The sequence below is a fragment of the Stutzerimonas sp. KH-1 genome, assembly GCF_054483855.1.
This window is the reverse complement of the sequence record NZ_CM137011.1, coordinates 2,478,950-2,501,940: the sequence shown is the minus strand read 5'-3', so window position 1 is coordinate 2,501,940 and position 22,991 is coordinate 2,478,950. Positions and strand designations below refer to the sequence as shown.

General features: G+C 63.4%; 21 protein-coding genes and 1 other RNA gene. 18 read left to right on the top strand and 4 right to left on the bottom strand.

Annotated elements, in window-relative coordinates:
• Positions 1–27: 27 nt before the first annotated feature.
• From ACX1DW_RS12090 to ACX1DW_RS12075, 4 genes are all read right to left on the bottom strand, one after another.
• Positions 28–606 carry a BON domain-containing protein gene (locus tag ACX1DW_RS12090; protein ID WP_156244360.1) on the bottom strand — a complete coding sequence of 193 codons (579 nt, stop codon included), beginning with the start codon at positions 604–606 and terminating at the stop codon, positions 28–30.
• Complete coding sequence (locus tag ACX1DW_RS12085; RefSeq protein ID WP_063544485.1) at positions 603–1,196, bottom strand: phosphoheptose isomerase; 594 nt, start codon at positions 1,194–1,196, stop codon at positions 603–605. The genes ACX1DW_RS12090 and ACX1DW_RS12085 overlap by 4 nt, the downstream gene beginning before the upstream one ends.
• 101 nt (positions 1,197–1,297) lie before the next feature.
• Positions 1,298–1,660: a YraN family protein gene (locus tag ACX1DW_RS12080; RefSeq protein WP_063544487.1), complete on the bottom strand. Its 363-nt coding sequence runs from the start codon at positions 1,658–1,660 to the stop codon at positions 1,298–1,300.
• Positions 1,657–3,468 (bottom strand): penicillin-binding protein activator, encoded by a 1,812-nt coding sequence (locus ACX1DW_RS12075; protein WP_458991636.1) that lies wholly within the window; start codon positions 3,466–3,468, stop codon positions 1,657–1,659. Before ACX1DW_RS12075 ends, ACX1DW_RS12080 begins: the two co-directional genes overlap by 4 nt.
• A gap of 123 nt (positions 3,469–3,591) precedes the next feature.
• On the opposite strand from ACX1DW_RS12075, the gene rsmI reads away from it, so the two are divergent.
• From rsmI to lpxC, 18 genes are all read left to right on the top strand, one after another.
• The gene (gene rsmI / locus ACX1DW_RS12070) at positions 3,592–4,455 is read left to right on the top strand and encodes a 16S rRNA (cytidine(1402)-2'-O)-methyltransferase (RefSeq protein WP_110777967.1); all 864 of its coding nucleotides are present in this window, start codon (positions 3,592–3,594) and stop codon (positions 4,453–4,455) included.
• 73 nt (positions 4,456–4,528) lie between these two features.
• Positions 4,529–4,888, top strand: an RNA gene (gene rnpB, locus ACX1DW_RS12065) — RNase P RNA component class A.
• Between the two features lie 300 nt (positions 4,889–5,188).
• A complete protein-coding gene (mraZ, locus tag ACX1DW_RS12060) occupies positions 5,189–5,644 on the top strand; it encodes a division/cell wall cluster transcriptional repressor MraZ (protein WP_063544493.1) in 456 nt (151 codons plus the stop codon).
• Positions 5,641–6,588: a 16S rRNA (cytosine(1402)-N(4))-methyltransferase RsmH gene (gene rsmH, locus ACX1DW_RS12055; protein ID WP_458991635.1), complete on the top strand. Its 948-nt coding sequence runs from the start codon at positions 5,641–5,643 to the stop codon at positions 6,586–6,588. The genes mraZ and rsmH overlap by 4 nt, the downstream gene beginning before the upstream one ends.
• A 5-nt stretch (positions 6,589–6,593) precedes the next feature.
• Entirely contained in the window at positions 6,594–6,875 is a 282-nt protein-coding gene (gene ftsL / locus ACX1DW_RS12050) for a cell division protein FtsL (protein WP_202634168.1), read from the top strand.
• On the top strand, positions 6,875–8,602 hold the full coding sequence (locus ACX1DW_RS12045) for a peptidoglycan D,D-transpeptidase FtsI family protein (protein ID WP_458993405.1): 1,728 nt from the start codon (positions 6,875–6,877) through the stop codon (positions 8,600–8,602). The genes ftsL and ACX1DW_RS12045 overlap by 1 nt, the downstream gene beginning before the upstream one ends.
• Entirely contained in the window at positions 8,602–10,065 is a 1,464-nt protein-coding gene (locus ACX1DW_RS12040) for a UDP-N-acetylmuramoyl-L-alanyl-D-glutamate--2,6-diaminopimelate ligase (protein WP_458991634.1), read from the top strand. Before ACX1DW_RS12045 ends, ACX1DW_RS12040 begins: the two co-directional genes overlap by 1 nt.
• Positions 10,058–11,434, top strand: a complete 1,377-nt coding sequence (locus ACX1DW_RS12035; RefSeq protein ID WP_458991633.1) for a UDP-N-acetylmuramoyl-tripeptide--D-alanyl-D-alanine ligase — start codon at positions 10,058–10,060, stop codon at positions 11,432–11,434. Before ACX1DW_RS12040 ends, ACX1DW_RS12035 begins: the two co-directional genes overlap by 8 nt.
• Position 11,435: 1 nt before the next feature.
• A complete protein-coding gene (mraY, locus tag ACX1DW_RS12030) occupies positions 11,436–12,518 on the top strand; it encodes a phospho-N-acetylmuramoyl-pentapeptide-transferase (protein WP_063544505.1) in 1,083 nt (360 codons plus the stop codon).
• Positions 12,519–12,524: 6 nt separating this feature from the next.
• Positions 12,525–13,868 (top strand): UDP-N-acetylmuramoyl-L-alanine--D-glutamate ligase, encoded by a 1,344-nt coding sequence (murD, locus tag ACX1DW_RS12025; RefSeq protein ID WP_458991632.1) that lies wholly within the window; start codon positions 12,525–12,527, stop codon positions 13,866–13,868.
• Positions 13,868–15,091 (top strand): putative lipid II flippase FtsW, encoded by a 1,224-nt coding sequence (ftsW, locus tag ACX1DW_RS12020; RefSeq protein WP_063544509.1) that lies wholly within the window; start codon positions 13,868–13,870, stop codon positions 15,089–15,091. The genes murD and ftsW overlap by 1 nt, the downstream gene beginning before the upstream one ends.
• Positions 15,081–16,151, top strand: coding sequence for an undecaprenyldiphospho-muramoylpentapeptide beta-N-acetylglucosaminyltransferase (murG, locus tag ACX1DW_RS12015; RefSeq protein ID WP_267932289.1), 1,071 nt, complete (start codon positions 15,081–15,083; stop codon positions 16,149–16,151). Before ftsW ends, murG begins: the two co-directional genes overlap by 11 nt.
• Complete coding sequence (gene murC, locus ACX1DW_RS12010) at positions 16,144–17,601, top strand: UDP-N-acetylmuramate--L-alanine ligase (RefSeq protein WP_253747555.1); 1,458 nt, start codon at positions 16,144–16,146, stop codon at positions 17,599–17,601. Before murG ends, murC begins: the two co-directional genes overlap by 8 nt.
• The gene (locus tag ACX1DW_RS12005) at positions 17,598–18,542 is read left to right on the top strand and encodes a D-alanine--D-alanine ligase (protein ID WP_458991631.1); all 945 of its coding nucleotides are present in this window, start codon (positions 17,598–17,600) and stop codon (positions 18,540–18,542) included. The genes murC and ACX1DW_RS12005 overlap by 4 nt, the downstream gene beginning before the upstream one ends.
• Before the next feature lie 3 nt (positions 18,543–18,545).
• On the top strand, positions 18,546–19,403 hold the full coding sequence (locus ACX1DW_RS12000; protein WP_102840602.1) for a cell division protein FtsQ/DivIB: 858 nt from the start codon (positions 18,546–18,548) through the stop codon (positions 19,401–19,403).
• A gap of 12 nt (positions 19,404–19,415) precedes the next feature.
• A complete protein-coding gene (gene ftsA / locus ACX1DW_RS11995) occupies positions 19,416–20,663 on the top strand; it encodes a cell division protein FtsA (RefSeq protein ID WP_063544519.1) in 1,248 nt (415 codons plus the stop codon).
• Between the two features lie 48 nt (positions 20,664–20,711).
• Positions 20,712–21,893: a cell division protein FtsZ gene (ftsZ, locus tag ACX1DW_RS11990; protein ID WP_063544521.1), complete on the top strand. Its 1,182-nt coding sequence runs from the start codon at positions 20,712–20,714 to the stop codon at positions 21,891–21,893.
• 115 nt (positions 21,894–22,008) lie between these two features.
• A complete protein-coding gene (gene lpxC, locus ACX1DW_RS11985; RefSeq protein ID WP_013981967.1) occupies positions 22,009–22,920 on the top strand; it encodes a UDP-3-O-acyl-N-acetylglucosamine deacetylase in 912 nt (303 codons plus the stop codon).
• Positions 22,921–22,991 lie beyond the last annotated feature (71 nt).

The following is a 22,991-nucleotide window of genomic DNA, read 5'->3' as shown; positions in this document are numbered from 1 at the left end:
GCATTTGCCGTCCGGGCGTAAGGCTGATCAATCGATGTATTCGAACAGCTTGACGATCCGCTGAACGCCCGAGACGCCTTGTACAAGATTGGTGGCGCGATTGCCTTCCTGGCGGGTCACCAGGCCAAGCAGGTAAACGATGCCGTTCTCGGTGATGACCTTGATCCGGGCGCCGGGCACGCTATTGTCGGCAAGCATCTGCGCCTTGATCTTGGTCGTGAGCCATGAGTCGTTGCTGCGGGCCAGTGCGGATGAGGGCTGCAGGACCTGCAGTTCGTTGTGAACGCGCTTGACCCGCTGTACCTGGCTGGCAGCCTGCTCAGCCATTTGCTTCAGTTCTGCTCGTGGGGTTTGCCCTGCCAGCAAGACCACGCCGTTGTAGCTGGCGACGACGATGTGGGACGCCTGGTCCAGATCCGGGTGCGCCTTGGCGATGTTTACCGAGGCCTTGGTTTCGATCAGTGAGTCGTCGATCTTGCTGCCGATTGTACGGGTGCCACGGTCGTCGGCTATCGGCTCGTCACGGGTGGCGGTCAACACCGAGCTGCAACCGCTGATGGTCAGGCACAGCCCTAGCGTGATGGCGCATAGGCGAAACAGGTTCATTCCTCACTCCCGAACAGTTGATTGTCGATCAGATCGCAGAGGCAATGGATAGCTAGCAGATGGACTTCCTGGATGCGCGCCGTGACTTTGGCTGGCACGCGAATTTCGACGTCCTCTGGCAACAGCAGCGAGGCCATGCCGCCCCCGTCTCGGCCGGTTAGCGCAACGACGGTCATCTCCCGGTCATGGGCGGCCTGGATGGCCTGGATGACGTTGGCGGAATTGCCGCTGGTGGAGATGGCGAGCAGTACGTCGCCTGGTTGCCCCAGTGCGCGGATTTGCTTGGAAAAGACTTCGTTATAGCTGTAATCGTTGGCGATCGAGGTAATCGTCGAGCTGTCGGTCGTGAGTGCGATTGCCGGCAGGCTTGGGCGCTCACGCTCGAAGCGGTTCAGTAGCTCGGACGAAAAATGTTGCGCATCGCCGGCCGAGCCGCCGTTGCCGCAGGTGAGTATCTTGCCTTCGCTCAGCAGGGCGTTGACCATGACTTGGCCGGCTTGCTCGATGCTGGGTGCGAGCACATCCATTGCCTGCTTCTTGGTGTCGATGCTGGCCTGGAAGAGCTGGCGGATTCGGGTTTGCATGTCCATCGGTGGTTGACCTTCAGTGTGCGTGCCCAGCGATTGCGGGCGACGCGCTTGCGGTTCTCGGAGCTGATCGGCTAGATGTGGCGAAACTGCGTTATTGCCGCTCAGCTATCAAAGGCGTTACGGATCCAGTTCAGGTCCTGTGTCTGGCCTGCTGGTGCGATGGCGATCACGTCGAAACGGCAGGGATTGCGGGCCCAGCGGCTTTCGTTTTGCAGAAACAGCTGGGCGGTCTTGATCAGCTTCTGCTGCTTGCGCGCGTCGACGCTTTCCAGGGCGCCACCCCAGGCGGCATGCCGCCTGTAGCGGACCTCGACAAATACTACTGTATCGCCGTCGAGCATGACCAGATCAAGCTCGCCGCTGCGGCAGGACCAGTTGCGCGCGAGCAGGCGAAGCCCGCTGTTGCAGAGGTGCCGCAATGCGAGTGTTTCGGCAGAGCGTCCGCTGCTCTGGGCATCGCTCATAGTGGCTGGTTATCCAGGCGCTCGACCTTGCCGTCGCGAAACTGAGCCCACGGTAACTGCCGCTCTATGCGTTGATCGCCATTCAGTTGCAGCATGCCGGAAAGCCCGTCGAGCTGCGTATCGGGCAGGGCCAATAGCTGGTTCAGCCGAGGTGCAAGCAGATATGCATCGGCTCCCATGGCGTACAGCCTGCCCAGGCTACCGCCTGCCTGCGGCCACTTTTGCTCGACCTCCTGGCGTAACGGCAGCTGCTCGTCCAGCAGCCAGGGTGTTTCGGCGAAACGGATGCCCTCGAGGTCAAGATACTGGGTGCGATTCTGACTGGCCGAATGCAGGTGGGATGTCGCATAGATCGGCAGGTCGCCGGCGTACTGGAAGATCAGCGTGGGCCTTACCTGCTGCGCCTGTTGCGGGGTGGCCGCGAGGAAAATGAAGTCCACGTCCTGGCGACGGGTGGGTCGGCTGGCGGCCGACGCATCCAGTGTGCCCGCGACGCGGCGTGCGCGCTCTTCGCTATTGCGCAGCTGCAGCAGGTCGGCGATCTGATTGGCCAGTTGGACCGGCTCGGCCAGTGGTTCGGCCGCGACCAGAGTCCCTCCGGCCTCCTGCCAGCTGTGGCGGAATGCCTCTAGGATGCGATTGCCCCACTCGCCGCGCGGTGCCAGTGCGATAGCCCGGCGATGTCCGTCGGCCCAGGCCCGTCGGGCCACTTCGCGGGCTTCGTCTTCCGCAGCGAGGCCGAATTGGAACAGCTGGGGCGGCGTTTGTTGTCCGGCATCGCTGTAGTTGAGTGCCAGCGTGGTGATCGGTAGCTGGTCTCGTTCGGCGAGTTGGCGTACCAGATCCTTCTCAAGGGGTCCGACCACAAGTTGCACCCCGGCTGCCTGAGCCTGACGGTAAAAGTCGTCGATGGAGCTGATGCGGGTGCTGTCGTACAGCTCGATACGCAGTTCCTGGCCGGCCTGCTGGGCGTGCAGGTGTGCTGCGAGGAAGCCATCGCGCAGCGCGCGGGCGACGCTAGCCAGCTGGCCGTCCATTGGCAGCAGTAGTGCCACGTGGGTCAGTGGCTGGTCTGCCAGTTCGCGCAGCTTCTGCAAGGGCTCTGGTAGCTGTCGTGCAGCCGGATGCTGCGGATTCTGTGCAACCCAGTCGTCGATTGCTCGCTGTTGTTGAGCGACCGTGCCGGCACGCTTCAGCGATAACGCGAGAGTCTGCCAACCTGCTAGGTCGGTGTCGGTGCTCGCAGCGCTTTGCAGCTGAGTCTCGGGCAGGGCGGATACCAGCTTCCAGATGGTTTCATGGTTCGCCTGGGCCTGCTTGCCGCTCAGCAGTGGTGCGGTGAAGACTCGCTCGCGAGCAGCTGCTATTGGTTTGCCGTTAGCCTCCAGAGCCTGGGCGCGTGCCAGTTGGCTGCGTACCTGCTGCTCGACGGGAAGCTCGGCAAGGCGCTCGAAGGCGGGGTGTTGGAAAGCCTGCTCGGCCTTCTCTGGCTCGCCGGCGGCCAAGGCAAGCTCTGCCTGAAGCGTGAGGGCGAATATCTGTAGCGCGGGCTTGAGGGTTTCCAGCTGAACCTGTTCAAGGATGCTGCGAGCCTGGGCGGCATTACCCTGCCGCAGGCTCTGATCCGCCGCCGCCAGGCGCAGTTGGGCAGCCAGTTCGGGATCGCTCTGGTCTGCTTTGCTCAGCAATTGCTGAGTGGTCGCCTGCGGAGTGCGCGGTAGTTCGCCTAGCGTGGAGGAGGGAGTGCTCGAGCATGCCGCAAGGACGGCGGCGAGAAAGAGGAAGAAAAAGGGGCGTAAGCAGGCCATTGGTATGTCGTTCCTGGGTGCGCTGGCGGGTGTTGGCGGATTGTACCCAAGCACCGAAGCGGTCGCGATGTTGCGGCGGCGAATCGGGCTACAATGCGCATTTCCGTGACAGAGGTAAGCCCTGTGACTGCCAGCGATGGTATGAATTCCGGGATGGGTACGCTTTATGTCGTAGCCACACCGATCGGCAATCTGGAGGACATCAGTGCTCGTGCGTTGCGAGTGTTGCGTGAAGTGGCGTTGATTGCTGCGGAAGATACTCGGCATTCGTCGCGCTTGCTGGCGCACTTCGGGATCCAGACGCCGCTGGCTGCTTGCCACGAGCATAACGAGCGCGATGAAGGGGGACGCTTCATCGGGCGGCTGCGGGCGGGTGAAGACGTAGCGTTGATATCGGATGCGGGTACGCCGCTGATTTCTGACCCGGGTTATCACCTGGTGCGTCAGGCTCGTGCGGCCGGCGTTGCTGTGGTTCCGGTTCCCGGGGCGTGTGCACTGGTTGCGGCGCTTTCGGCCGCGGGATTGCCTTCGGATCGCTTCGTTTTCGAGGGGTTCCTGCCGGCCAAGGCTGTCGCGCGTCGTGCGCGCCTGGAGGCGCTTAAAGAGGAACCCCGGACCTTGATCTTCTACGAGGCTCCGCATCGCATTCTCGAGTCGCTCTGCGATTTCGAAGCCGTGTTCGGCGAGGCCCGCCCTGCTGTGCTCGGGCGGGAGTTGACGAAGACATTCGAGACGCTGAAGGGGTTGCCGCTGGGGCAGCTGCGTAGCTGGGTCGAGGCCGACAGCAATCAGCAGCGTGGTGAATGCGTACTGTTGGTCGAGGGCTGGCAGGCGCCGCAGGGCGAGGAAGCTGTCAGCGCCGATGCGTTGCGCATTCTGGATCTTCTTCTCGCCGAAATGCCATTGAAGCGGGCCGCGGCGATCGCCGCGGAAATCACTGGGGTGCGCAAGAACCTCCTCTATCAGGCGGCCTTGGAGCGCAAGTGATCGACGCTTCGGGCAGGTAGCTGTCGCCGCTGCGCTTGCAGCGCGGGGGCTGCGACGATACCCTGACGCCCGGAGAGTCGATCGGACAGTCGCTGTCTCTTTTTGTTCCGGCAAGAAGGGAGGGAGGAAAGTCCGGGCTCCATAGGGCAAAGTGCCAGGTAACGCCTGGGAGGCGTGAGCCTACGGAAAGTGCCACAGAAAATAACCGCCTAAGCGCCTCGGCGCCGGTAAGGGTGAAAAGGTGCGGTAAGAGCGCACCGCACGGCTGGTAACAGTCCGTGGCTAGGTAAACCCCACTTGGAGCAAGACCAAATAGGGATCCATTGGCGTGGCCCGCGCTGGATCCGGGTAGGTTGCTAGAGGCAGTCAGTGATGGCTGTCGTAGAGGAATGGCTGTCCTCGACAGAACCCGGCTTACAGATCGACTCTCCTCCTTTCGCTATCTCACTTTCGTGACGCGCGTTTTTAATTCCGAAAGATTCTTTCTCTTAACAAAGCACTTTAACTTTGTTGAGTAACTCCCCGTCGTGCTGGAACTAGATTTCCACTCTCGCCTCCGATTTCAGTCGCGTCTTCCCTAAGCATCGCTAAATTGCCGCTCCGTAAGGGTTTTTCCCGTCTGGCTCGCCTTGACGGTGGGGCTACGGCGTTTCTATAGTGCGCACAAGTGGTAGGAAGTGGCAGAAAGTGGGTAGATATGGGCACGGATAGCTAATTCAGGGGAAGCGCAAGCGTGTTTCGCGGAGCTAACGCCATCAGTCTCGACGCCAAAGGCCGGCTAGCCATGCCCAGCCGGTATCGTGACGAGCTGAATTCCCGTGGCGATGGCCAGCTGATCATCACGATCGATGCCGTGGACCGCTGCCTTTGTATCTACCCGTTGCCTGAGTGGGAGTTGATCGAGGCGAAGCTGCGCGAGCTGCCCTCGTTACGTGAGGAGGCACGGCGACTGCAGCGCTTGCTGATTGGTAATGCTGTCGATCTGGAAATGGATGGCAGCGGTCGTGTGCTGGTACCGCCGCGTCTGCGCGAATACGCCAGGCTGGACAAGCGAGCGATGCTCGTAGGGCAGCTCAACAAGTTTCAACTGTGGAACGAGGACGACTGGAACGCGATATCCGACGCGGACCTGGCGGCCATCAAACAACCCGGCGGCCTGCCGGAAGAACTACGTGACCTTATCCTGTGAGCCAGATCAGCAGCCTGCGACATATCACCGTGTTGCTCGACGAAGCCGTCGCGGCGCTGAACGTGCGTCCGGATGGCCGCTATGTCGACGGAACCTTCGGTCGCGGCGGGCACAGCCGGTTACTGCTTCAGCAGCTTGGGCCTGATGGCCTCTTGCTAGGGTTCGACAAGGACCCATTAGCCATTGCTACGGGGCAAGAGCTGGCGGCCGAGGACGGCCGCTTTGTCGTTGTGCAGAGGAGTTTTGCCGAACTGGGAGAGGAGGTCGCGCAACGCGGCTGGAACGGGACTGTCAGCGGTGTGCTGCTGGATCTCGGGGTTTCCTCGCCGCAGCTGGATGACCCTGAGCGAGGCTTCAGCTTTCTCAATGATGGCCCGCTGGACATGCGGATGGACCCGGCGCGCGGTGTCAGTGCGGCCGAGTGGATTGCCCGGGCTGATGAGGACGAGATCGCTCGCGTGTTCAAGGATTATGGCGAGGAACGCTTCGCCAAGCGCATGGCGCGAGCCGTGGTGCAGCGCCGTGTGGTGGCGCCCTTCGAGCGTACTGCTGATCTCGCCAAGGTGCTGACCGACGCCAATCCCGCCTGGGAGAAAGGCAAGAACCCCGCAACGCGTGCCTTCCAGGGTTTGCGCATTCATATCAACAACGAGCTGGGCGATCTGGAGCGCGGCCTTGATGCTGCGCTAGATGCATTGGCTGTGGGCGGCCGTCTGGTTGTCATCAGTTTCCACTCGCTGGAAGACCGCATCGTCAAGCAGTTCATGCGGCGCCACGCCAAAGGCGAAGCGGACAAGCTCCCGCGCGATCTGCCGATCATTCCCAAGGCCTTCGAGCCCCGACTGAAACTGATAGGCAAGCCGCAGTACGCCTCCGAGCCGGAGGTTCAGGCCAATCCGCGCTCGCGCAGCGCGGTAATGCGTGTCGCGGAGAAGCTGCGGTGAGTCGCATGCTGCGATCCATGCCCAACGGCAGTCTGCTGATGCTGGTGCTGTTCGTCAGTGTCCTGCTGTCGGCGATTGCGGTGGCTTACTGCGCGCACTGGAATCGTCAGCTGCTCAACGAGCTCTACGGCGAGCTCAGCGTGCGTGACAAGGCGCAGGCAGAGTGGGGGCGCCTGATTCTCGAGCAGAGCACCTGGACTGCTCACAGCCGCATCGAGACGCTGGCGACCGAGCAGCTGCGCATGCATATTCCCGCGGCGGCCGACGTCAGGCTGGTGAAGCCATGATGACCATCAAGGGCGCACTTTATCCATGGCGCTTTCGCATCGTATTGACGCTGCTGGCGCTGCTGGTCGGTGTGATCGCCTGGCGTATCGTCGATCTGCAGGTCATGGACCAGGCTTTCCTGCAAGGGCAAGGCGATGCACGCAGTGTTCGCCACATCCCGATTCCCGCCCACCGCGGGCTGATCACTGATCGCAACGGCGAGCCGCTTGCGGTGAGCACGCCGGTTACCACGCTTTGGGGCAATCCAAAGGAGTTGCAGGCTGCTCGCGCGCGTTGGCCGGAACTGGCCAAGGCACTGGGGCAGGACGCAGCATCTCTCAGCGAGCGACTTCAGTCGCAGGCCTCGCGCGAGTTCATCTATCTGGTGCGCGGGCTCACTCCTGAGCAGGGGCAGGACGTGCTGGATCTGAAGATTTCAGGCGTTTACTCGCAAGAGGAGTTTCGTCGGTTCTATCCAGCCGGCGAAGTGGCCGCCCATGTGGTGGGCTTCACCGATATCGATGATCGCGGCCGCGAGGGCATGGAGCTCGCTTATGACGAGTGGCTCGCGGGCGTACCGGGCAAGCGCCAAGTGTTGAAGGACCGTCGTGGCCGTCTTATCAAGGACGTGCAAGTGGTGAAGAACGCCAAGGCCGGCAAAGCCATGGCGCTTTCGATCGATCTGCGTCTGCAGTATCTGGCTCACAGCGAGCTGCGCAATGTGGTGCACGAGTATGGCGCCAAGGCCGCCAGTCTGGTGATGGTCGACGTCAAGACCGGCGAGATCCTCGCCATGGCCAACCAGCCCACCTACAACCCGAACAACCGTCGCAATCTGCAGCCGGCGGCCATGCGCAACCGCGCCATGATCGACGTGTTCGAGCCTGGCTCGACCGTCAAGCCGTTCAGCATTGCTGCTGCCTTGGGCACCGGCAAGTACCAGCCGGATTCGGTGGTCAACACCTTGCCGGGCTGGATGCGCATTGGTCGCTACACGATCCGCGACGTATCGCGCGGTGGCATGCTCTCGTTGACCGGCATCCTGATGAAGTCGAGCAACGTCGGGATCAGCAAGATCGCCCTGGATATTGGCGCTGAACCGGTCTATGCCGTGATGCAGCAGGCTGGCTTCGGCCAGGATACCGGGCTCGGCTTCCCGGGCGAGCGCGTCGGCAATCTGCCCAATCATCGCAAGTGGCGGGATGCCGAGACCGCCTCGCTCGCATATGGCTATGGCCTGTCTGTTACCGCGGTTCAGTTGGCGCATGCCTATGCCGTACTCGGCAATCAGGGCGTCAATGTCCCGCTCTCCCTGCTGCGGCTGGATCAGACGCAGGACGGCGTGCAGGTGATCGACAAGCAGATTTCCGCCACGGTACTGCAGATGCTGCGCGCAGTCGTCGAAGAAGAAGGCGGTGGCGGCGCGCGCGCCAAGGTGCCGGGCTATCACGTGGGTGGCAAGAGCGGTACCGCGAAGAAGATTTCCGGCACAGGTGGCTACACCAAGGACGCCTATCGCTCGTTCTTCGCTGGCGTCGCGCCGCTTTCCAATCCGCGTATCGCCGCGGTAGTGGTCGTGGACGAGCCGAGCAAGGGGCAGTACTACGGCGGTCTGGTCGCAGCGCCGGTGTTCGGCAAGGTGATGGCCCGTGCGCTGCGGCTGATGAACGTAGCGCCGGACAATCTGCCGCCGCCAGCCGAGCTGCAGACCGCAGAGACCTCTGAAGGCAAGGGAGGGCGCAGCTGATGCCAATGCCGTTGAGTCATTTTCTGCCGCAGGCCGGCAGCGATGTATTGATCCGCGAGCTCACGCTGGACAGTCGCAAGGTGCGCGGCGGCGATCTGTTCCTGGCGGTTCCGGGCTTGCAGCAAGACGGACGCAACCACGTCGCGGATGCGATAGCCCGAGGCGCAGCCGCGGTTGCCTATGAAAGCGAGGGGCTCGCCGAACCATTGGCCGGTGCTGCCGTGATGGTTCCGGTTCTGCACCTGAGCAACCAGCTTTCGGCAATTGCCGGGCGGTTCTATGGCGAGCCGAGTCGCAATCTGCACCTGGTCGGCGTCACCGGAACCAACGGCAAGACCAGCGTCAGCCAGCTGATCGCGCAGGCGTTGGACCGGCTCGGCGAGCCATGCGGCATCATCGGTACGCTGGGCAACGGTTTTCATGGCCAGCTTGAGCAGGGACGGCATACGACGCCAGATGCGATCGGCGTGCAGGCGACGCTGGCCAGCCTGAAGCAGGAAGGTGCCAAGGCGGTGGCGATGGAGGTGTCCTCGCATGGCCTGGATCAGGGGCGGGTTGCCGCGCTGGACTTCGACGTCGCGGTGTTCACCAATCTGTCCCGCGATCACCTGGACTATCACGGCACCATGGACGCCTATGGTGCCGCCAAGGCACGTCTGTTCGACTTCCCCTGCCTGCGCTGCCGGGTGGTCAATATTGATGACGGTTTCGGTCGTGAGCTGGCGGGTCGGGAGCATGAGTCTCGCCTGATCACCTATAGCCTGGAAGACCCGTCGGCGTATCTGTTCTGTGCCGAGGCCCGGCTTGACGACGACGGTATCCACGCGCGCCTGATCACGCCGCAAGGCGAGCGCTCGCTGCGCAGCCCGCTGCTGGGGCGCTTCAACGTCAGCAACGTGCTGGCCGCCGTTGGCGCCTTGTTGGGCATGGATTACCCGCTGGACGAAATCCTGAACGTGCTGCCCGAACTGGAAGGGCCGACCGGACGCATGCAACGTCTGGGTGGCGGTGATCATCCGCTGGTCGTGGTCGACTATGCGCATACTCCGGATGCGCTGGAAAAGGTGCTCACTGCGTTGCGCCCGCATGCGCGTGGCCGGTTGCTCTGCTTGTTCGGCTGCGGTGGTGACCGTGACAGCGGCAAGCGCCCGCTGATGGCCGAGGTCGCCGAGCGACTGGCCGATGGCATCGTGGTTACCGATGACAACCCGCGCAACGAGGCGCCGGAGCGAATTCTCGACGATATCCGCAGTGGCTTCGTCAATCCTGACACGGTGACCTTCGTGCACGGTCGCGCCCAGGCGATTGCCAGCCTTATCGCGGCCGCGAATGCCGACGACGTGGTAGTGCTCGCGGGCAAGGGGCACGAGGACTACCAGGAAATTCGCGGCGAACGACTGCCGTTCTCCGATATCGAGGAAGCCGTTGCGGCACTGGCCACCTGGGAGAAGCCCCATGCTTGAAGCCATGCGCCTGAGCGAGCTGCAGGGCCCCTTGTCGGGCCGTCTGGTGGGCGGCGATGCCAGCTTCTCGGCTGTCAGCACCGACAGCCGGGCGATCCAGCCGGGACAGCTGTTCATTGCGCTGACCGGTCCGCGCTTCGATGGCCATGCCTACCTGGCTGAAGTGGCAGCCAAGGGCGCGGTGGCTGCACTGGTCGCGCGCGAAGTGGAAGGCGCGCCGCTGCCACAGCTGGTGGTCGCCGACACCCGTTTGGCGTTGGGCCGCCTGGGCGCGCTCAACCGCGACGCCTTCAAGGGGCCGGTCGCCGCTATCACCGGCTCCAGTGGCAAGACCAGCGTAAAGGAAATGCTCGCCAGCATCCTGCGCAGCGCTCATGGACAGCATGCTGTGCTCGCCACCCGCGGCAATCTGAACAACGACCTCGGTGCGCCGCTGACACTGCTGGAGCTGGACGCCGTGCACCGCAGCGCGGTCATCGAACTTGGTGCCTCGCGCGTGGGCGACATCGCCTACACCGTCAAGCTGGTGCGTCCGGATGTCAGCCTGATCACCAACGCCGGCAGCGCCCATGTCGGCGAGTTCGGCGGGCCGGAGAAGATCGTCGAGGCCAAGGGCGAAATCCTCGATGGGCTGAGCGCAACGGGCTGCGCCGTGCTGAACCGTGACGACAAGGCCTACCCGATCTGGGCCGAGCGCGTGGCCGGCAAGCGAATCGTGTCGTTCGGTCTGGACAATCCGCTCGCCGACTTCTCTGCCGGTTCGATCGCCTACGACCAGCGCGGTTGCCCGAACTTCGTACTGACCGGCCCGCTGGGCAATCTGCGCTTGCAGCTCAACCTGCTGGGTCGCCATAACGTGGCGAATGCCCTGGCTGCGTCCGCTGCCGCCTTTGCCATGGGCATCACCGCCGAGTCCATCGTCGCCGGCCTGCAGAGCCTGCAGCCGGTCAAGGGGCGCGCCGTGGCGCAGATGCTGGACAACGGCGTGCGTCTGATCGACGACAGCTACAACGCCAACCCCGCATCGATCTGCGCCGCCATCGACGTGCTCGCCAGTTTCGCCGGACGCACCGTTCTGGTGTTGGGCGACATGGGTGAGCTGGGCGAGTGGGCCGAGCAGAGCCATCGTGACGTGGGCGCCTATGCATCGGGCAAGGTCGACACGCTTTTCGCCGTCGGGCCACTGATGGCGCATGCGGTTGCCGCCTTCGGCCCGGGCGCCCGCCATTTCGCCGACCAGACCAGCCTCATCGAGAGTCTGCGTGCCGAACAGGGCAGCGGTACCACCATTCTGATCAAGGGTTCACGTAGCGCGGCGATGGACAAAGTCGTCGATGCGCTCGCCGGGCCATCCATGGAGAAACACTGAAATGCTGCTGCTGCTCGCCGAGTATTTGCAACAGTTCCACAAGGGCTTCGCGGTCTTCCAGTACCTGTCGCTGCGTGGAATCCTCGGCGTCCTCACCGCGCTGGTACTTTCGCTGTGGATGGGCCCCTGGCTGATCCGCACCCTGCAGCTGCGCCAGATCGGCCAGGCGGTGCGCACCGACGGGCCGCAGTCGCACCTGTCGAAATCCGGCACGCCTACCATGGGCGGCGCGCTGATTCTCAGCGCCATCGGCATCTCCACGCTGCTCTGGGCGGATCTGGCCAACCGCTATGTCTGGGTGGTGCTGGCGGTGACCCTGCTCTTCGGCGCGATCGGGTGGGTCGATGACTATCGCAAGGTGATCGAGAAGAACTCCCGCGGCCTGCCCAGCCGCTGGAAATACTTCTGGCAATCGGTCTTCGGCCTCGGTGCCGCCATCTTCCTATATATGACGGCGCAAACGCCGATCGAAACCACGCTGATCCTGCCGCTGCTGAAGAATATCGAGATCCCGCTCGGGATCGGTTTCGTGGTGCTCACCTATTTCGTCATCGTCGGTTCGAGCAATGCGGTCAACCTCACCGACGGCCTGGACGGCCTGGCGATCATGCCCACCGTTATGGTCGGCGGCGGTCTGGGCATCTTCTGCTACCTCTCCGGTAACGTGAATTTCGCCGAATACCTGCTCATTCCCTACATTCCCGGCGCAGGCGAGCTGATCGTGTTCTGCGGTGCGCTGATCGGAGCCGGCCTCGGCTTTCTCTGGTTCAACACCTATCCGGCGCAGGTCTTCATGGGCGACGTCGGCGCGCTGGCCCTGGGTGCGGCGCTGGGCACCATCGCCGTGATCGTGCGCCAGGAAGTGGTGCTCTTCATCATGGGCGGCGTGTTCGTCATGGAGACCCTCTCGGTGATGATCCAGGTCGCCAGCTTCAAACTCACCGGCAAGCGTGTGTTCCGCATGGCGCCGATCCACCACCATTTCGAACTCAAGGGCTGGCCTGAGCCCCGGGTAATCGTGCGCTTCTGGATCATCACCGTGATCCTGGTGCTGGTTGGCCTCGCCACCCTGAAACTGAGGTAACCGAACGTGCTCATCGCTTCCGACCAGTTCCGCATCGTTGTCGGCCTCGGCAAAAGCGGCATGTCCCTGGTTCGCCATCTGGCGCGCCGCGGGCTGCCGTTTGCCGTCGTCGATACCCGTGCGAATCCGCCGGAGCTGGCCTCGTTGCAGGCGGAGTACCCGGACGTGCAGGTGCGCTGCGGCGAGCTGGATGTGGACTTCCTCTGCACCGCCAGCGAGCTGCTGGTGAGCCCCGGCCTGCCGGTCAGCACTCCCGCGCTGCAGGCGGCGGCGGCCCGCGGGGTCAAGCTGTCTGGAGATATCGAGCTGTTCGCCCGTGAAGCCAAGGCGCCGATCGTCGCGATCACCGGCTCCAATGCCAAGAGCACTGTAACCACGCTGGTCGGCGAGATGGCCGCTGCGGCCGGGCGCAAGGTGGCGGTTGGCGGCAACCTCGGCACGCCAGCGCTAGATCTGCTGGCCGACGATGTCGAGCTGTACGTACTGGAGTTGTCCAGCTTCCAGCTGGAGACCACCGAGCAGCTCAATGCCGAAGTGGCCACTTGTCTGAATATCAGCGAAGACCACATGGACCGTTACAGCGGGCTGCCGGCTTATCACCAGGCCAAGCACCGCATCTTCCGTGGTGCACGCCAGGTGGTGGTCAATCGCGACGACCGCCTCAGCCGGCCGCTGGTGGGAGAAGATGTTCCGACCTGGACTTTCGGTCTCGGCAAGCCTGACTTCAAGGGCTTCGGGCTGTTCGAGGAGCGCGGCGAGAAGTACCTGGCGTTCCAGTTCGAAGCGCTGATGCCGGTTCGCGAGCTGAAGATCCGTGGCGCGCACAACCAGTCGAATGCGCTGGCGGCCCTCGCTCTCGGGCATGCCGTAGGTCTGCCATTCGAGCCGATGCTCGAGACGCTGAGGCGTTTCGCCGGTTTGCCGCACCGTTGTCAATGGGTCGGCGAGCATCAGGCCGTCAGTTATTACGATGATTCCAAAGCCACCAACGTGGGTGCTGCACTGGCTGCAATCGAAGGACTGGGCGCGGATATTGACGGCAAGCTGGTGCTGATCGCCGGCGGTGACGGCAAGGGCGCCGACTTCTCCGGGCTGCGTACCCCTGTCTCGCGTTATTGCCGCGCCGTGGTTCTGCTCGGTCGCGACGCATCGCGTCTGGCCGAGGCGCTGGGCGATGCAGCACCTCTGGTGCATGTAGCCAGCCTGGAAGAGGCGGTGCAGCGCGCCGCCGAACATGCAGAGGCGGGGGATGCTGTACTGCTTTCGCCTGCCTGCGCCAGCCTGGACATGTTCAAGAACTTCGAAGAGCGCGGTCGCCTGTTCGCCGCTGCGGTGGAGGTGCTCGACTGATGCTCGCCTTCCTGCGTCATGCACCTTCGCCTTTGTTCGGCCGCCGCGGCGTGGATCTGGATTTCCCTATGTTGGCTGGCTGCCTGGCGCTGCTGGGGCTTGGCCTGGTGATGATCACCTCGGCGTCGTCGGAGGTGGCCGCAGTCAACTCCGGCAACCCGCTGTACCACATGATCCGTCACCTGATCTATGTGCTGCTGGGCCTTGGCGCAGCGGTTGCCGTCCTGCTGGTGCCGTTGTCCGCCTGGCAGCGCCTTGACTGGATGCTGTTGCTGGCAGCGTTCGGGCTGCTGATTCTGGTTCTGCTGCCGGGCATCGGCCGCGAGGTGAATGGCTCGATGCGCTGGATTGGTTTCGGCGCGTTCAACGTACAGCCTTCCGAACTGGCCAAGGTGTTCGTGGTGATCTATCTGGCCGGTTATCTGGTGCGCCGCCAGGAGGAAGTCCGCGAAAGCCTCTGGGGCTTCGCCAAGCCGTTCCTGGTGCTGCTGCCAATGGCGTTCCTGTTGCTACTGGAGCCCGACTTCGGCGCGACAGTGGTGATGATGGGCGCTGCGGTGGCCATGCTGTTCCTCGGCGGGGTCGGCATGATCCGCTTCAGTCTGCTGGTGATCGCAGCGGTCGGTGCGGTGGTGGTGCTGGTGCAGACTCAGGAGTACCGCCTGCAGCGTCTGATCACCTTCACCGACCCTTGGGCGGATCAGTATGGCGCCGGCTATCAGCTGACCCAGGCGTTGATCGCCTTCGGACGTGGCGAATGGTTCGGCGTCGGTCTGGGCAACAGCGTGCAGAAGCAGTTCTACCTGCCCGAAGCGCACACCGACTTCGTGTTCTCGGTACTGGCCGAAGAGCTGGGCATGATCGGTGCGCTGGCGACCATCGCCCTGTTTGCCTTCGTCGGCGTGCGTGCTCTCTACATCGGCCTCTGGGCAGAGAAGGCCCGGCAGTTCTTCGCCGCCTATGTGGCGTGGGGCCTGGCGTTCCTCTGGCTGGGCCAGTTCCTGATCAACGTCGGGGTGAATGTCGGTCTGTTGCCGACCAAGGGCCTGACGCTGCCGTTCCTCAGCTATGGCGGCAGCTCGTTGGTGGTGACTTGCGCGAGCATGGCGCTGCTGCTGCGCATCGAGTGGGAAAGCCGCACCGTGCTGGGCAGCGAGGACACCGAGTTCGACGAGTCCGACTTCGCCGAGCCTCCGGCCAAGGAGGTCGCCCATGGCCGCTAACGTGCTGATCATGGCCGGCGGTACCGGTGGCCACGTGTTCCCGGCGCTGGCCTGCGCGCGCGAGTTCCAGGCGCGTGGCTATGCCGTGCATTGGCTCGGCACGCCTCGTGGCATCGAGAATGAACTGGTCCCCGCCGCTGGGCTGCCGCTGCATCTGATTCAGGTCAGCGGATTGCGCGGTAAGGGCCTTGCGTCGCTGATCAAGGCGCCGCTGCAGCTGGTCCGTTCGCTGTTCCAGGCGCGTCGCATCATCCGTGAGCTGCGCCCGGTGTGTGTGCTGGGCCTGGGTGGCTACGTAACCGGTCCCGGCGGGCTGGCCGCCAAGCTGGCTGGCGTGCCGCTGGTGATCCACGAGCAGAACGCCGTCGCCGGTACGGCCAATCGTAGCCTCGTACCGCTTTCCAGCCGTGTCTGCGAGGCCTTCCCGGACACCTTCAAGGCCAGCGCCAAGCGCCGCACCACCGGCAATCCGGTGCGCGAGGAGCTGTTCCTGGAAACCCCGCGCGACAGCCTGGCTCAGCGCCGGCCGCGCCTGCTGGTGCTGGGCGGCAGCCTGGGTGCCGAGCCGCTGAACAAACTGTTGCCCGCCGCGCTGGCGCAGGTCTCCGTGGAACTGCGGCCGGAGGTGTTCCATCAGGCCGGCAAGCAGCACGCCGAAATCACCAAGCAGCGCTACGCCGAGGCGGGTGTCGAGGCCGAGGTTGCGCCCTTCATCAAGGACATGGCGCGGGCGTACGCCTGGGCCGATCTGGTGATCTGCCGCGCCGGTGCGCTCACCGTGTGCGAGCTGGCCGCCGCCGGGCTGCCGTCCTTCCTGGTGCCGCTGCCGCATGCGATCGACGACCACCAGACGCGCAATGCCGAATATCTGGCGAAGGAGGGCGCTGCCGTCCTTCTGCCACAAGCCAAGACTGACGCGGTCGCGCTCGCCGCTCAGCTGACCGAGGTAATGATGCAGCCGGAAAAACTCAAGGCCATGGGGGCCACCGCGCGCCGTCTGGCCCGGCCCGATGCCACCCGCCGCGTGGTTGATATCTGTCTGGAGGTGGCCCATGGCTAAGTCTCCCGCCGCGGTGAAAGCCGAAGTTCGCCGTATGCGCCGTATCCGCCGCATCCACTTCGTCGGCATTGGCGGGGTCGGCATGTGCGGCATCGCCGAAGTACTGCTCAACCTCGGCTACGAGGTGTCCGGCTCGGACCTCAAGGAGTCGGCCAGTACCGAGCGCCTGCAGAGCTTCGGCGCACAGATCTTCATCGGCCACCAGGCCGGCAATGTCGCCGGTGCCGATGTGCTGGTGGTGTCCAGTGCAATCAATTCGGCCAATCCGGAAGTGGCTCTGGCCCTGGAGCAACGCATCCCGGTCGTGCCGCGCGCCGAGATGCTCGCCGAGCTGATGCGCTATCGGCATGGCATCGCCGTCGCCGGTACCCATGGCAAGACCACCACCACCAGCTTGCTGGCTTCGGTGTTCGCAGCAGGCGGGCTCGATCCGACCTTCGTCATTGGCGGCCGCTTGACCGCGGCCGGCACCAACGCCCAGCTGGGCAGCAGCCGCTACCTGATCGCCGAAGCGGACGAAAGCGACGCCAGCTTCCTGCACCTGCAGCCGATGGTGGCGGTGGTAACCAACATCGACGCCGACCACATGAGCACCTATGGCGGCGACTTCGGCAAGCTGAAGAAGACCTTCGTGGAGTTCCTGCACAACCTGCCGTTCTACGGTTTGGCGGTGCTCTGCGTCGACGATCCGGTGGTGCGCGAGATCATCCCGCAGATCGGCCGTCCGATCACCACCTACGGCTTCGGCGAAGACGCCGACGTGCGTGCCATCAACGTTCGCCAGGAAGGCATGCGCACCTATTTCACCGTGCTGCGCGACGGCTGCGAGCCGCTCGACGTGTCGGTGCACATGCCCGGCAACCACAACGTGCTCAACGCCCTGGCCACCATTGCCATTGCCACAGACGAGGGCATCGACGACGAGGCCATCGTCCAGGGCCTGGCTGAGTTCGCTGGTGTCGGCCGTCGCTTCCAGGTTTATGGCGAGCTGCCGGTCGAGGGTGGCAGCGTGATGCTGGTGGACGACTATGGTCACCACCCGCGTGAGGTCGCCGCGGTGATCAAGGCGGTGCGTGGCGGCTGGCCGGAGCGGCGCCTGGTAATGGTGTATCAGCCGCATCGCTACAGCCGCACCCGCGACCTCTACGATGACTTCGTGCAGGTGCTCGGCGAATCCAATGTGCTGCTGCTGATGGAAGTCTACCCGGCCGGTGAAGAGCCCATCCCCGGCGCCGACAGCCGCCAGCTGTGCCACAGCATCCGCCAGCGTGGTCAGCTCGATCCGATCTACGTCGAGCGCGGTGTAGATCTGGCGCCGCTGGTCAAGCCGCTGCTGCGTGCCGGCGACATCCTGCTTTGCCAGGGCGCCGGTGATATCGGCGGGCTGGCTCCGCAACTTCTCAAGAGTCCCCTGTTCGGTGGCGAAGACGCCGCAAGGAAAAGCAAATGATGGCTTTGCAATCGATGCGCGACCCCAAGGAATTCGGCCGCGTCGCCGTGCTCTTCGGCGGCAAGAGCGCCGAGCGCGAGGTCTCCCTCAAGTCCGGCGCTGCTGTGCTCGAAGCCCTGCGGGCGGCGGGCGTGGATGCCTTCGGCATCGATGCTGGCGATGACCTGCTGCAGCGGCTGAGCAGTGAGCGGATCGACCGCGCGTTCATCGTCCTGCACGGCCGTGGCGGTGAGGATGGCAGCATGCAGGGCCTGCTGGAATGTGCCGGGATTCCGTACACCGGCAGCGGCATTCTCGCCTCGGCGCTGGCCATGGACAAATTGCGTACCAAGCAGGTCTGGCAAAGCCTCGGCCTGCCGACGCCGCAGCATGCGGTGCTGACCAGCGAAGCCGATTGCCGGACTGCGGCCGAGACCCTGGGCTTTCCGCTGATCGTCAAGCCGGCCCATGAGGGGTCGAGCATCGGCATGGCCAAGGTTGGCGATGTCGCCGAGCTGGTCGCCGCCTGGCGCGCCGCGAGCACCTATGACGCGCAGGTGCTGGTCGAGCAGTGGATCCAGGGTCCCGAATTCACCGTGGCGGTGCTGCACGGTCAGGTGTTGCCACCGATTGGCCTGGGCACGCCTCACACGTTCTACGACTATGACGCCAAGTACCTGGCCTCCGATACCCAGTACCGGATCCCTTGCGGGCTGGACGCGGCCCGTGAAGAGGAGCTCAAGGTCCTCTCGGCGCGCGCCTGCGAGGCGGTGGGTATCCGCGGCTGGGCGCGGGTGGACGTGATGCAGGACGCCGAGGGCAATTTCTGGCTGCTGGAAGTGAATACCGTTCCGGGCATGACCGACCACAGCCTGGTGCCAATGGCGGCGCGTGCCGCCGGTCTGGATTTCCAGCAACTGGTGCTGAGCATTCTCGATGACAGCCTTGAGGCGGGGAACTAAGCCATGATCACCACGCTGCGCCATTCGCAACCCGCCAACGGACGTGCCTCGCGCAAGCCCGTGCAACGGGGTGCGAGTCGCCTGGTGACACCACAGCCGCTGTCGCAGCGCCTGCCCAGGCCCAGCCTTGCCGGGCTGAAGCGCTTCGCCTGGCCCGTGCTGCTGGTCGGTCTGGCGGTCGGCTTGTACGAGCTGGGCGAGCGCTTGCTGCCCTATGCCGATCGGCCAATCGCCAAGGTCAGCGTGCAGGGCGAGTTGGGCTACGTCAGCCGTGAGGCGGTCCAGCAGCGGATCGCACCTTTCGTCGAGCAGAGCTTCTTCAAGGTTGATCTGAACGGCATGCGTCACCAACTCGAACAGATGCCCTGGATCGCCCATGTCGAGGTTCGCCGTGTATGGCCGGATCAGGTGATGGTGCGTCTGGATGAGCAGTTGCCGATTGCCCGTTGGGGAGGCGAAGCATTGCTTAACAATAAAGGACAGGCTTTCTCGCCGGATGACCTGAGCCGATATGAACACTTGCCACATTTGTATGGTCCGAAGCGGGCCCAACAGCGGGTCATGCAGCAATACCAGATGCTCAGCCAGATGCTGCGCCCGCTGGGATTCTCCATTTCCCGTCTCGAGCTGCGTGAACGTGGAAGCTGGTTCCTGACCACCAACCAGGGCATCGAGTTGTTGCTAGGGCGGGACCAGGTTGTAGAAAAAATGCGTCGCTTCACTGCCATCTATCAAAAGGCGCTGGAGCAGGAAAGCGAGAAGATCGCACGGATCGATCTGCGCTATGCGAACGGCCTGGCCGTTGCCTGGCATGAGCCGATCCCGACCGCGACGGATGCGACCGTCGCTGCGAAGAATTGAGGAATGAAACACATGTCGAGCGTGCAAAGCGGCAAGATGATCGTCGGCCTGGACATCGGCACCTCCAAGGTGGTGGCGCTGGTGGGTGAGGTGACCGCCGATGGCGAATTGGAAATCGTGGGGATCGGTACCCATCCTTCGCGCGGTTTGAAGAAGGGCGTGGTGGTCAACATCGAATCCACCGTGCAGTCGATCCAGCGCGCCATCGAAGAAGCTCAGCTGATGGCCGGCTGCCGTATCCATTCGGCATTCGTCGGTCTGGCCGGCAACCATATCCGCAGCCTGAATTCCCACGGGATCGTGGCAATTCGCGACCGCGAAGTCAGCAGTGCCGATCTGGAGCGCGTGCTCGATGCGGCGCAAGCGGTGGCGATCCCCGCCGACCAGCGCGTGCTGCACACGCTGCCGCAGGACTACGTGATCGACAACCAGGAGGGAGTGCGCGAGCCGCTGGGCATGTCCGGTGTGCGCCTGGAAGCCAAGGTCCATGTGGTCACCTGCGCGGTGAACGCTGCGCAGAATGTCGAGAAGTGCGTACGCCGCTGTGGCCTGGAAGTGGACGACATCATTCTTGAGCAGCTGGCCTCGGCCCATGCCGTGCTGACAGATGACGAGAAGGAACTGGGCGTCTGCCTGGTCGATATCGGGGGGGGCACCACCGACATCTGCATCTTCACCGAGGGTGCGATTCGCCATACGGCCGTCATCCCGATCGCTGGCGACCAGGTCACCAACGACATCGCCATGGCGTTGCGTACGCCGACCCAGTATGCCGAGGAGATCAAGATTCGTTATGCTTGCGCCTTGGCCAAGCTGGCCGGTGCGGGTGAGACCATCAAGGTTCCCAGCGTCGGCGACCGCCCTCCGCGTGAACTTTCGCGGCAGGCCCTGGCAGAGGTGGTCGAGCCGCGTTACGACGAGCTCTTCACCCTGATCCAGGCCGAGCTGCGGCGTAGCGGATACGAGGATCTGGTCCCGGCCGGGATCGTTCTCACTGGCGGTACAGCGAAGATGGAAGGAGCCGTCGACCTGGCCGAGGAAATCTTTCACATGCCGGTGCGCCTGGGCGTGCCGCACAGCGTCAAGGGACTGACCGACGTAGTACGCAATCCAATCTATTCGACGGGCGTGGGCCTGCTGCTGTACGGACTGCACAAGCAGGCCGACGGCGTTCCCGTGCCTGGGCTCGGCAATTTCGCCGACGAATCAAAGGCGTCTGTTCTGGACCGGCTCAAAGGCTGGATCCAGGGCAATTTTTAAGCAGTGCGCTGTAAAACCAAAACTAGAAAGCTGGAAGGAGAGAGGGAAATGTTCGAACTCGTAGATCATACCCCGCAAAGTGCAGTCATCAAGGTCATCGGCGTTGGTGGTGGTGGCGGCAATGCCGTGAACCACATGGTTCGCAACAACGTCGAAGGCGTCGAATTCATCTGTGCCAACACCGATGCGCAGGCGCTGAAGAAAATCGAAGCGCGTACCGTGCTGCAGCTCGGCTCGGCCATCACCAAGGGCCTGGGCGCTGGCACCAACCCAGACATCGGCCGCCAGGCCGCGATGGAAGATCGTGAGCGCATCGCCGAAGTACTGGAAGGTGCGGACATGGTGTTCATCACCACCGGCATGGGTGGCGGTACCGGTACCGGTGCTGCGCCGATCATCGCCTCGGTCGCCAAGGAAATGGGCATCCTGACCGTCGCTGTGGTCACCCGTCCGTTCCCGTTCGAAGGCCGCCGTCGCATGCAGGTTGCCGACGAGGGCATCCGTGCGCTGTCCGAGTGCGTCGACTCGCTGATCACCATTCCCAACGAGAAGTTGCTGACTATCCTCGGCAAGGACGCGAGCCTGCTGGCTGCTTTCGCCAAGGCTGACGACGTGCTCACCGGCGCGGTACGTGGCATTTCCGACATCATGCAGCGTCCGGGCCTGATGAACGTCGACTTCGCCGACGTGAAGACCGTCATGGGCGAAATGGGCATGGCCATGATGGGCACCGGTTGCTCCACCGGCCCGAACCGCGCGCGTGAAGCGACCGAAGCGGCCATTCGCAACCCGCTGCTGGAAGACGTCAACCTGCAGGGCGCACGTGGCATTCTGGTCAATATCACCGCTGGTCTGGACCTGTCGCTCGGCGAATACGCCGCAGTGGGTGAGATCATCGAGGCCTTCGCTTCCGATGAAGCCACCGTCAAGGTTGGCGCCGTGATCGATCCGGACATGGCCGACGAGCTGCATGTCACCGTGGTCGCCACCGGCCTGGGTCCGCGTAACGAAAAGCCGGTGAAGGTCATCGACAACACGGTGCAGACCGTTGCCGCCTCGGCGCCGGCCCCGCGTCAGCAGGAGCAGGCTGCCGTGAACTACCGCGATCTGGAGCGCCCGACGGTCATGCGCAACCAGGCTCATGCGGCGGCCACCGCGGCCAAACTGAACCCACAGGAGGATCTGGATTATTTGGATATTCCGGCGTTCCTGCGTCGTCAGGCCGATTGATTGAAGTTATCAGGAGTATTGTTGTGATTGGTGTTCAGCAAAGTTGGCATCTGCTATTATCGCCGCCAATTGTTGAAAACTATTCGCAACTAGTGCTACAGCGAAGCAAAAGGCCATGATCAGACAACGCACCCTGAAGAACATCATTCGCGCCACCGGCGTCGGCTTGCATTCGGGAGAGAAGGTTTATCTCACCCTGAAACCGGCACCGGTGGACACCGGGATCGTGTTCTGTCGCACCGACCTCAACCCGCCTGTGGAGATTCCCGCGCGGGCCGAGAATGTTGGCGAAACCACCATGTCCACAACGCTGGTCAACGGTGACGTCAAGGTCGACACAGTGGAGCATCTGCTTTCGGCAATGGCCGGCCTGGGGATCGACAACGCCTACGTCGAACTCTCCGCGTCGGAAGTGCCGATCATGGACGGCAGCGCTGGGCCTTTCGTATTCCTGATTCAATCCGCCGGCCTGCAGGAGCAGGACGCCCACAAGAAGTTCATCCGCATCAAGCGTGAAGTGACGGTCGAGGAGGGCGACAAGCGCGCGACCTTCCTACCTTTCGACGGCTTCAAGGTGAGCTTCGAGATCGATTTCGATCACCCGGTATTCAAGGGTCGCACCCAGACCGCCAGTGTGGACTTCTCGAGCACTTCCTTCGTCAAGGAAGTCAGCCGTGCACGTACCTTCGGGTTCATGCGTGACATCGAGTTCCTCCGCTCGCACAACCTGGCTCTGGGCGGCAGCGTCGAGAACGCCATCGTGGTGGACGAAACCAGTGTGCTCAACGAAGACGGCCTGCGCTACGAGGACGAGTTCGTGAAGCACAAGATTCTCGATGCCATCGGTGATCTGTACTTGCTGGGCACCAGCCTGATCGGCGAATTCCGCGGCTATAAATCCGGTCACGCGTTGAATAACCGTTTGCTGCGCACCCTGATGGCACAGAAGGATGCGTGGGAACTGGTGACCTTCGATGACCCGCAGACCGCACCGATCTCCTACATGCGTCCGGTGGCAGCCGGCTAAGCTGTACCTCTCTTCCTAAATTCAAGGCCACCCTCGGGTGGCCTTTTTTTATTCTGTAACGCAGCTGGCAT

Coding starts and splice junctions, on each gene's coding strand:
- ACX1DW_RS12090 (WP_156244360.1), bottom strand. CDS start 606: ATGAACCTGTTTCGCCTATGCGCCATCACGCTAGGGCTGTGCCTGACC.
- ACX1DW_RS12085 (WP_063544485.1), bottom strand. CDS start 1,196: ATGGACATGCAAACCCGAATCCGCCAGCTCTTCCAGGCCAGCATCGAC.
- ACX1DW_RS12080 (WP_063544487.1), bottom strand. CDS start 1,660: ATGAGCGATGCCCAGAGCAGCGGACGCTCTGCCGAAACACTCGCATTG.
- ACX1DW_RS12075 (WP_458991636.1), bottom strand. CDS start 3,468: ATGGCCTGCTTACGCCCCTTTTTCTTCCTCTTTCTCGCCGCCGTCCTT.
- ftsL (WP_202634168.1), top strand. CDS start 6,594: ATGCTGCGATCCATGCCCAACGGCAGTCTGCTGATGCTGGTGCTGTTC.
- ACX1DW_RS12045 (WP_458993405.1), top strand. CDS start 6,875: ATGACCATCAAGGGCGCACTTTATCCATGGCGCTTTCGCATCGTATTG.
- ACX1DW_RS12040 (WP_458991634.1), top strand. CDS start 8,602: ATGCCAATGCCGTTGAGTCATTTTCTGCCGCAGGCCGGCAGCGATGTA.
- ACX1DW_RS12035 (WP_458991633.1), top strand. CDS start 10,058: ATGCTTGAAGCCATGCGCCTGAGCGAGCTGCAGGGCCCCTTGTCGGGC.
- mraY (WP_063544505.1), top strand. CDS start 11,436: ATGCTGCTGCTGCTCGCCGAGTATTTGCAACAGTTCCACAAGGGCTTC.
- ftsW (WP_063544509.1), top strand. CDS start 13,868: ATGCTCGCCTTCCTGCGTCATGCACCTTCGCCTTTGTTCGGCCGCCGC.
- murG (WP_267932289.1), top strand. CDS start 15,081: ATGGCCGCTAACGTGCTGATCATGGCCGGCGGTACCGGTGGCCACGTG.
- murC (WP_253747555.1), top strand. CDS start 16,144: ATGGCTAAGTCTCCCGCCGCGGTGAAAGCCGAAGTTCGCCGTATGCGC.
- ACX1DW_RS12005 (WP_458991631.1), top strand. CDS start 17,598: ATGATGGCTTTGCAATCGATGCGCGACCCCAAGGAATTCGGCCGCGTC.
- ACX1DW_RS12000 (WP_102840602.1), top strand. CDS start 18,546: ATGATCACCACGCTGCGCCATTCGCAACCCGCCAACGGACGTGCCTCG.
- ftsA (WP_063544519.1), top strand. CDS start 19,416: ATGTCGAGCGTGCAAAGCGGCAAGATGATCGTCGGCCTGGACATCGGC.
- ftsZ (WP_063544521.1), top strand. CDS start 20,712: ATGTTCGAACTCGTAGATCATACCCCGCAAAGTGCAGTCATCAAGGTC.
- lpxC (WP_013981967.1), top strand. CDS start 22,009: ATGATCAGACAACGCACCCTGAAGAACATCATTCGCGCCACCGGCGTC.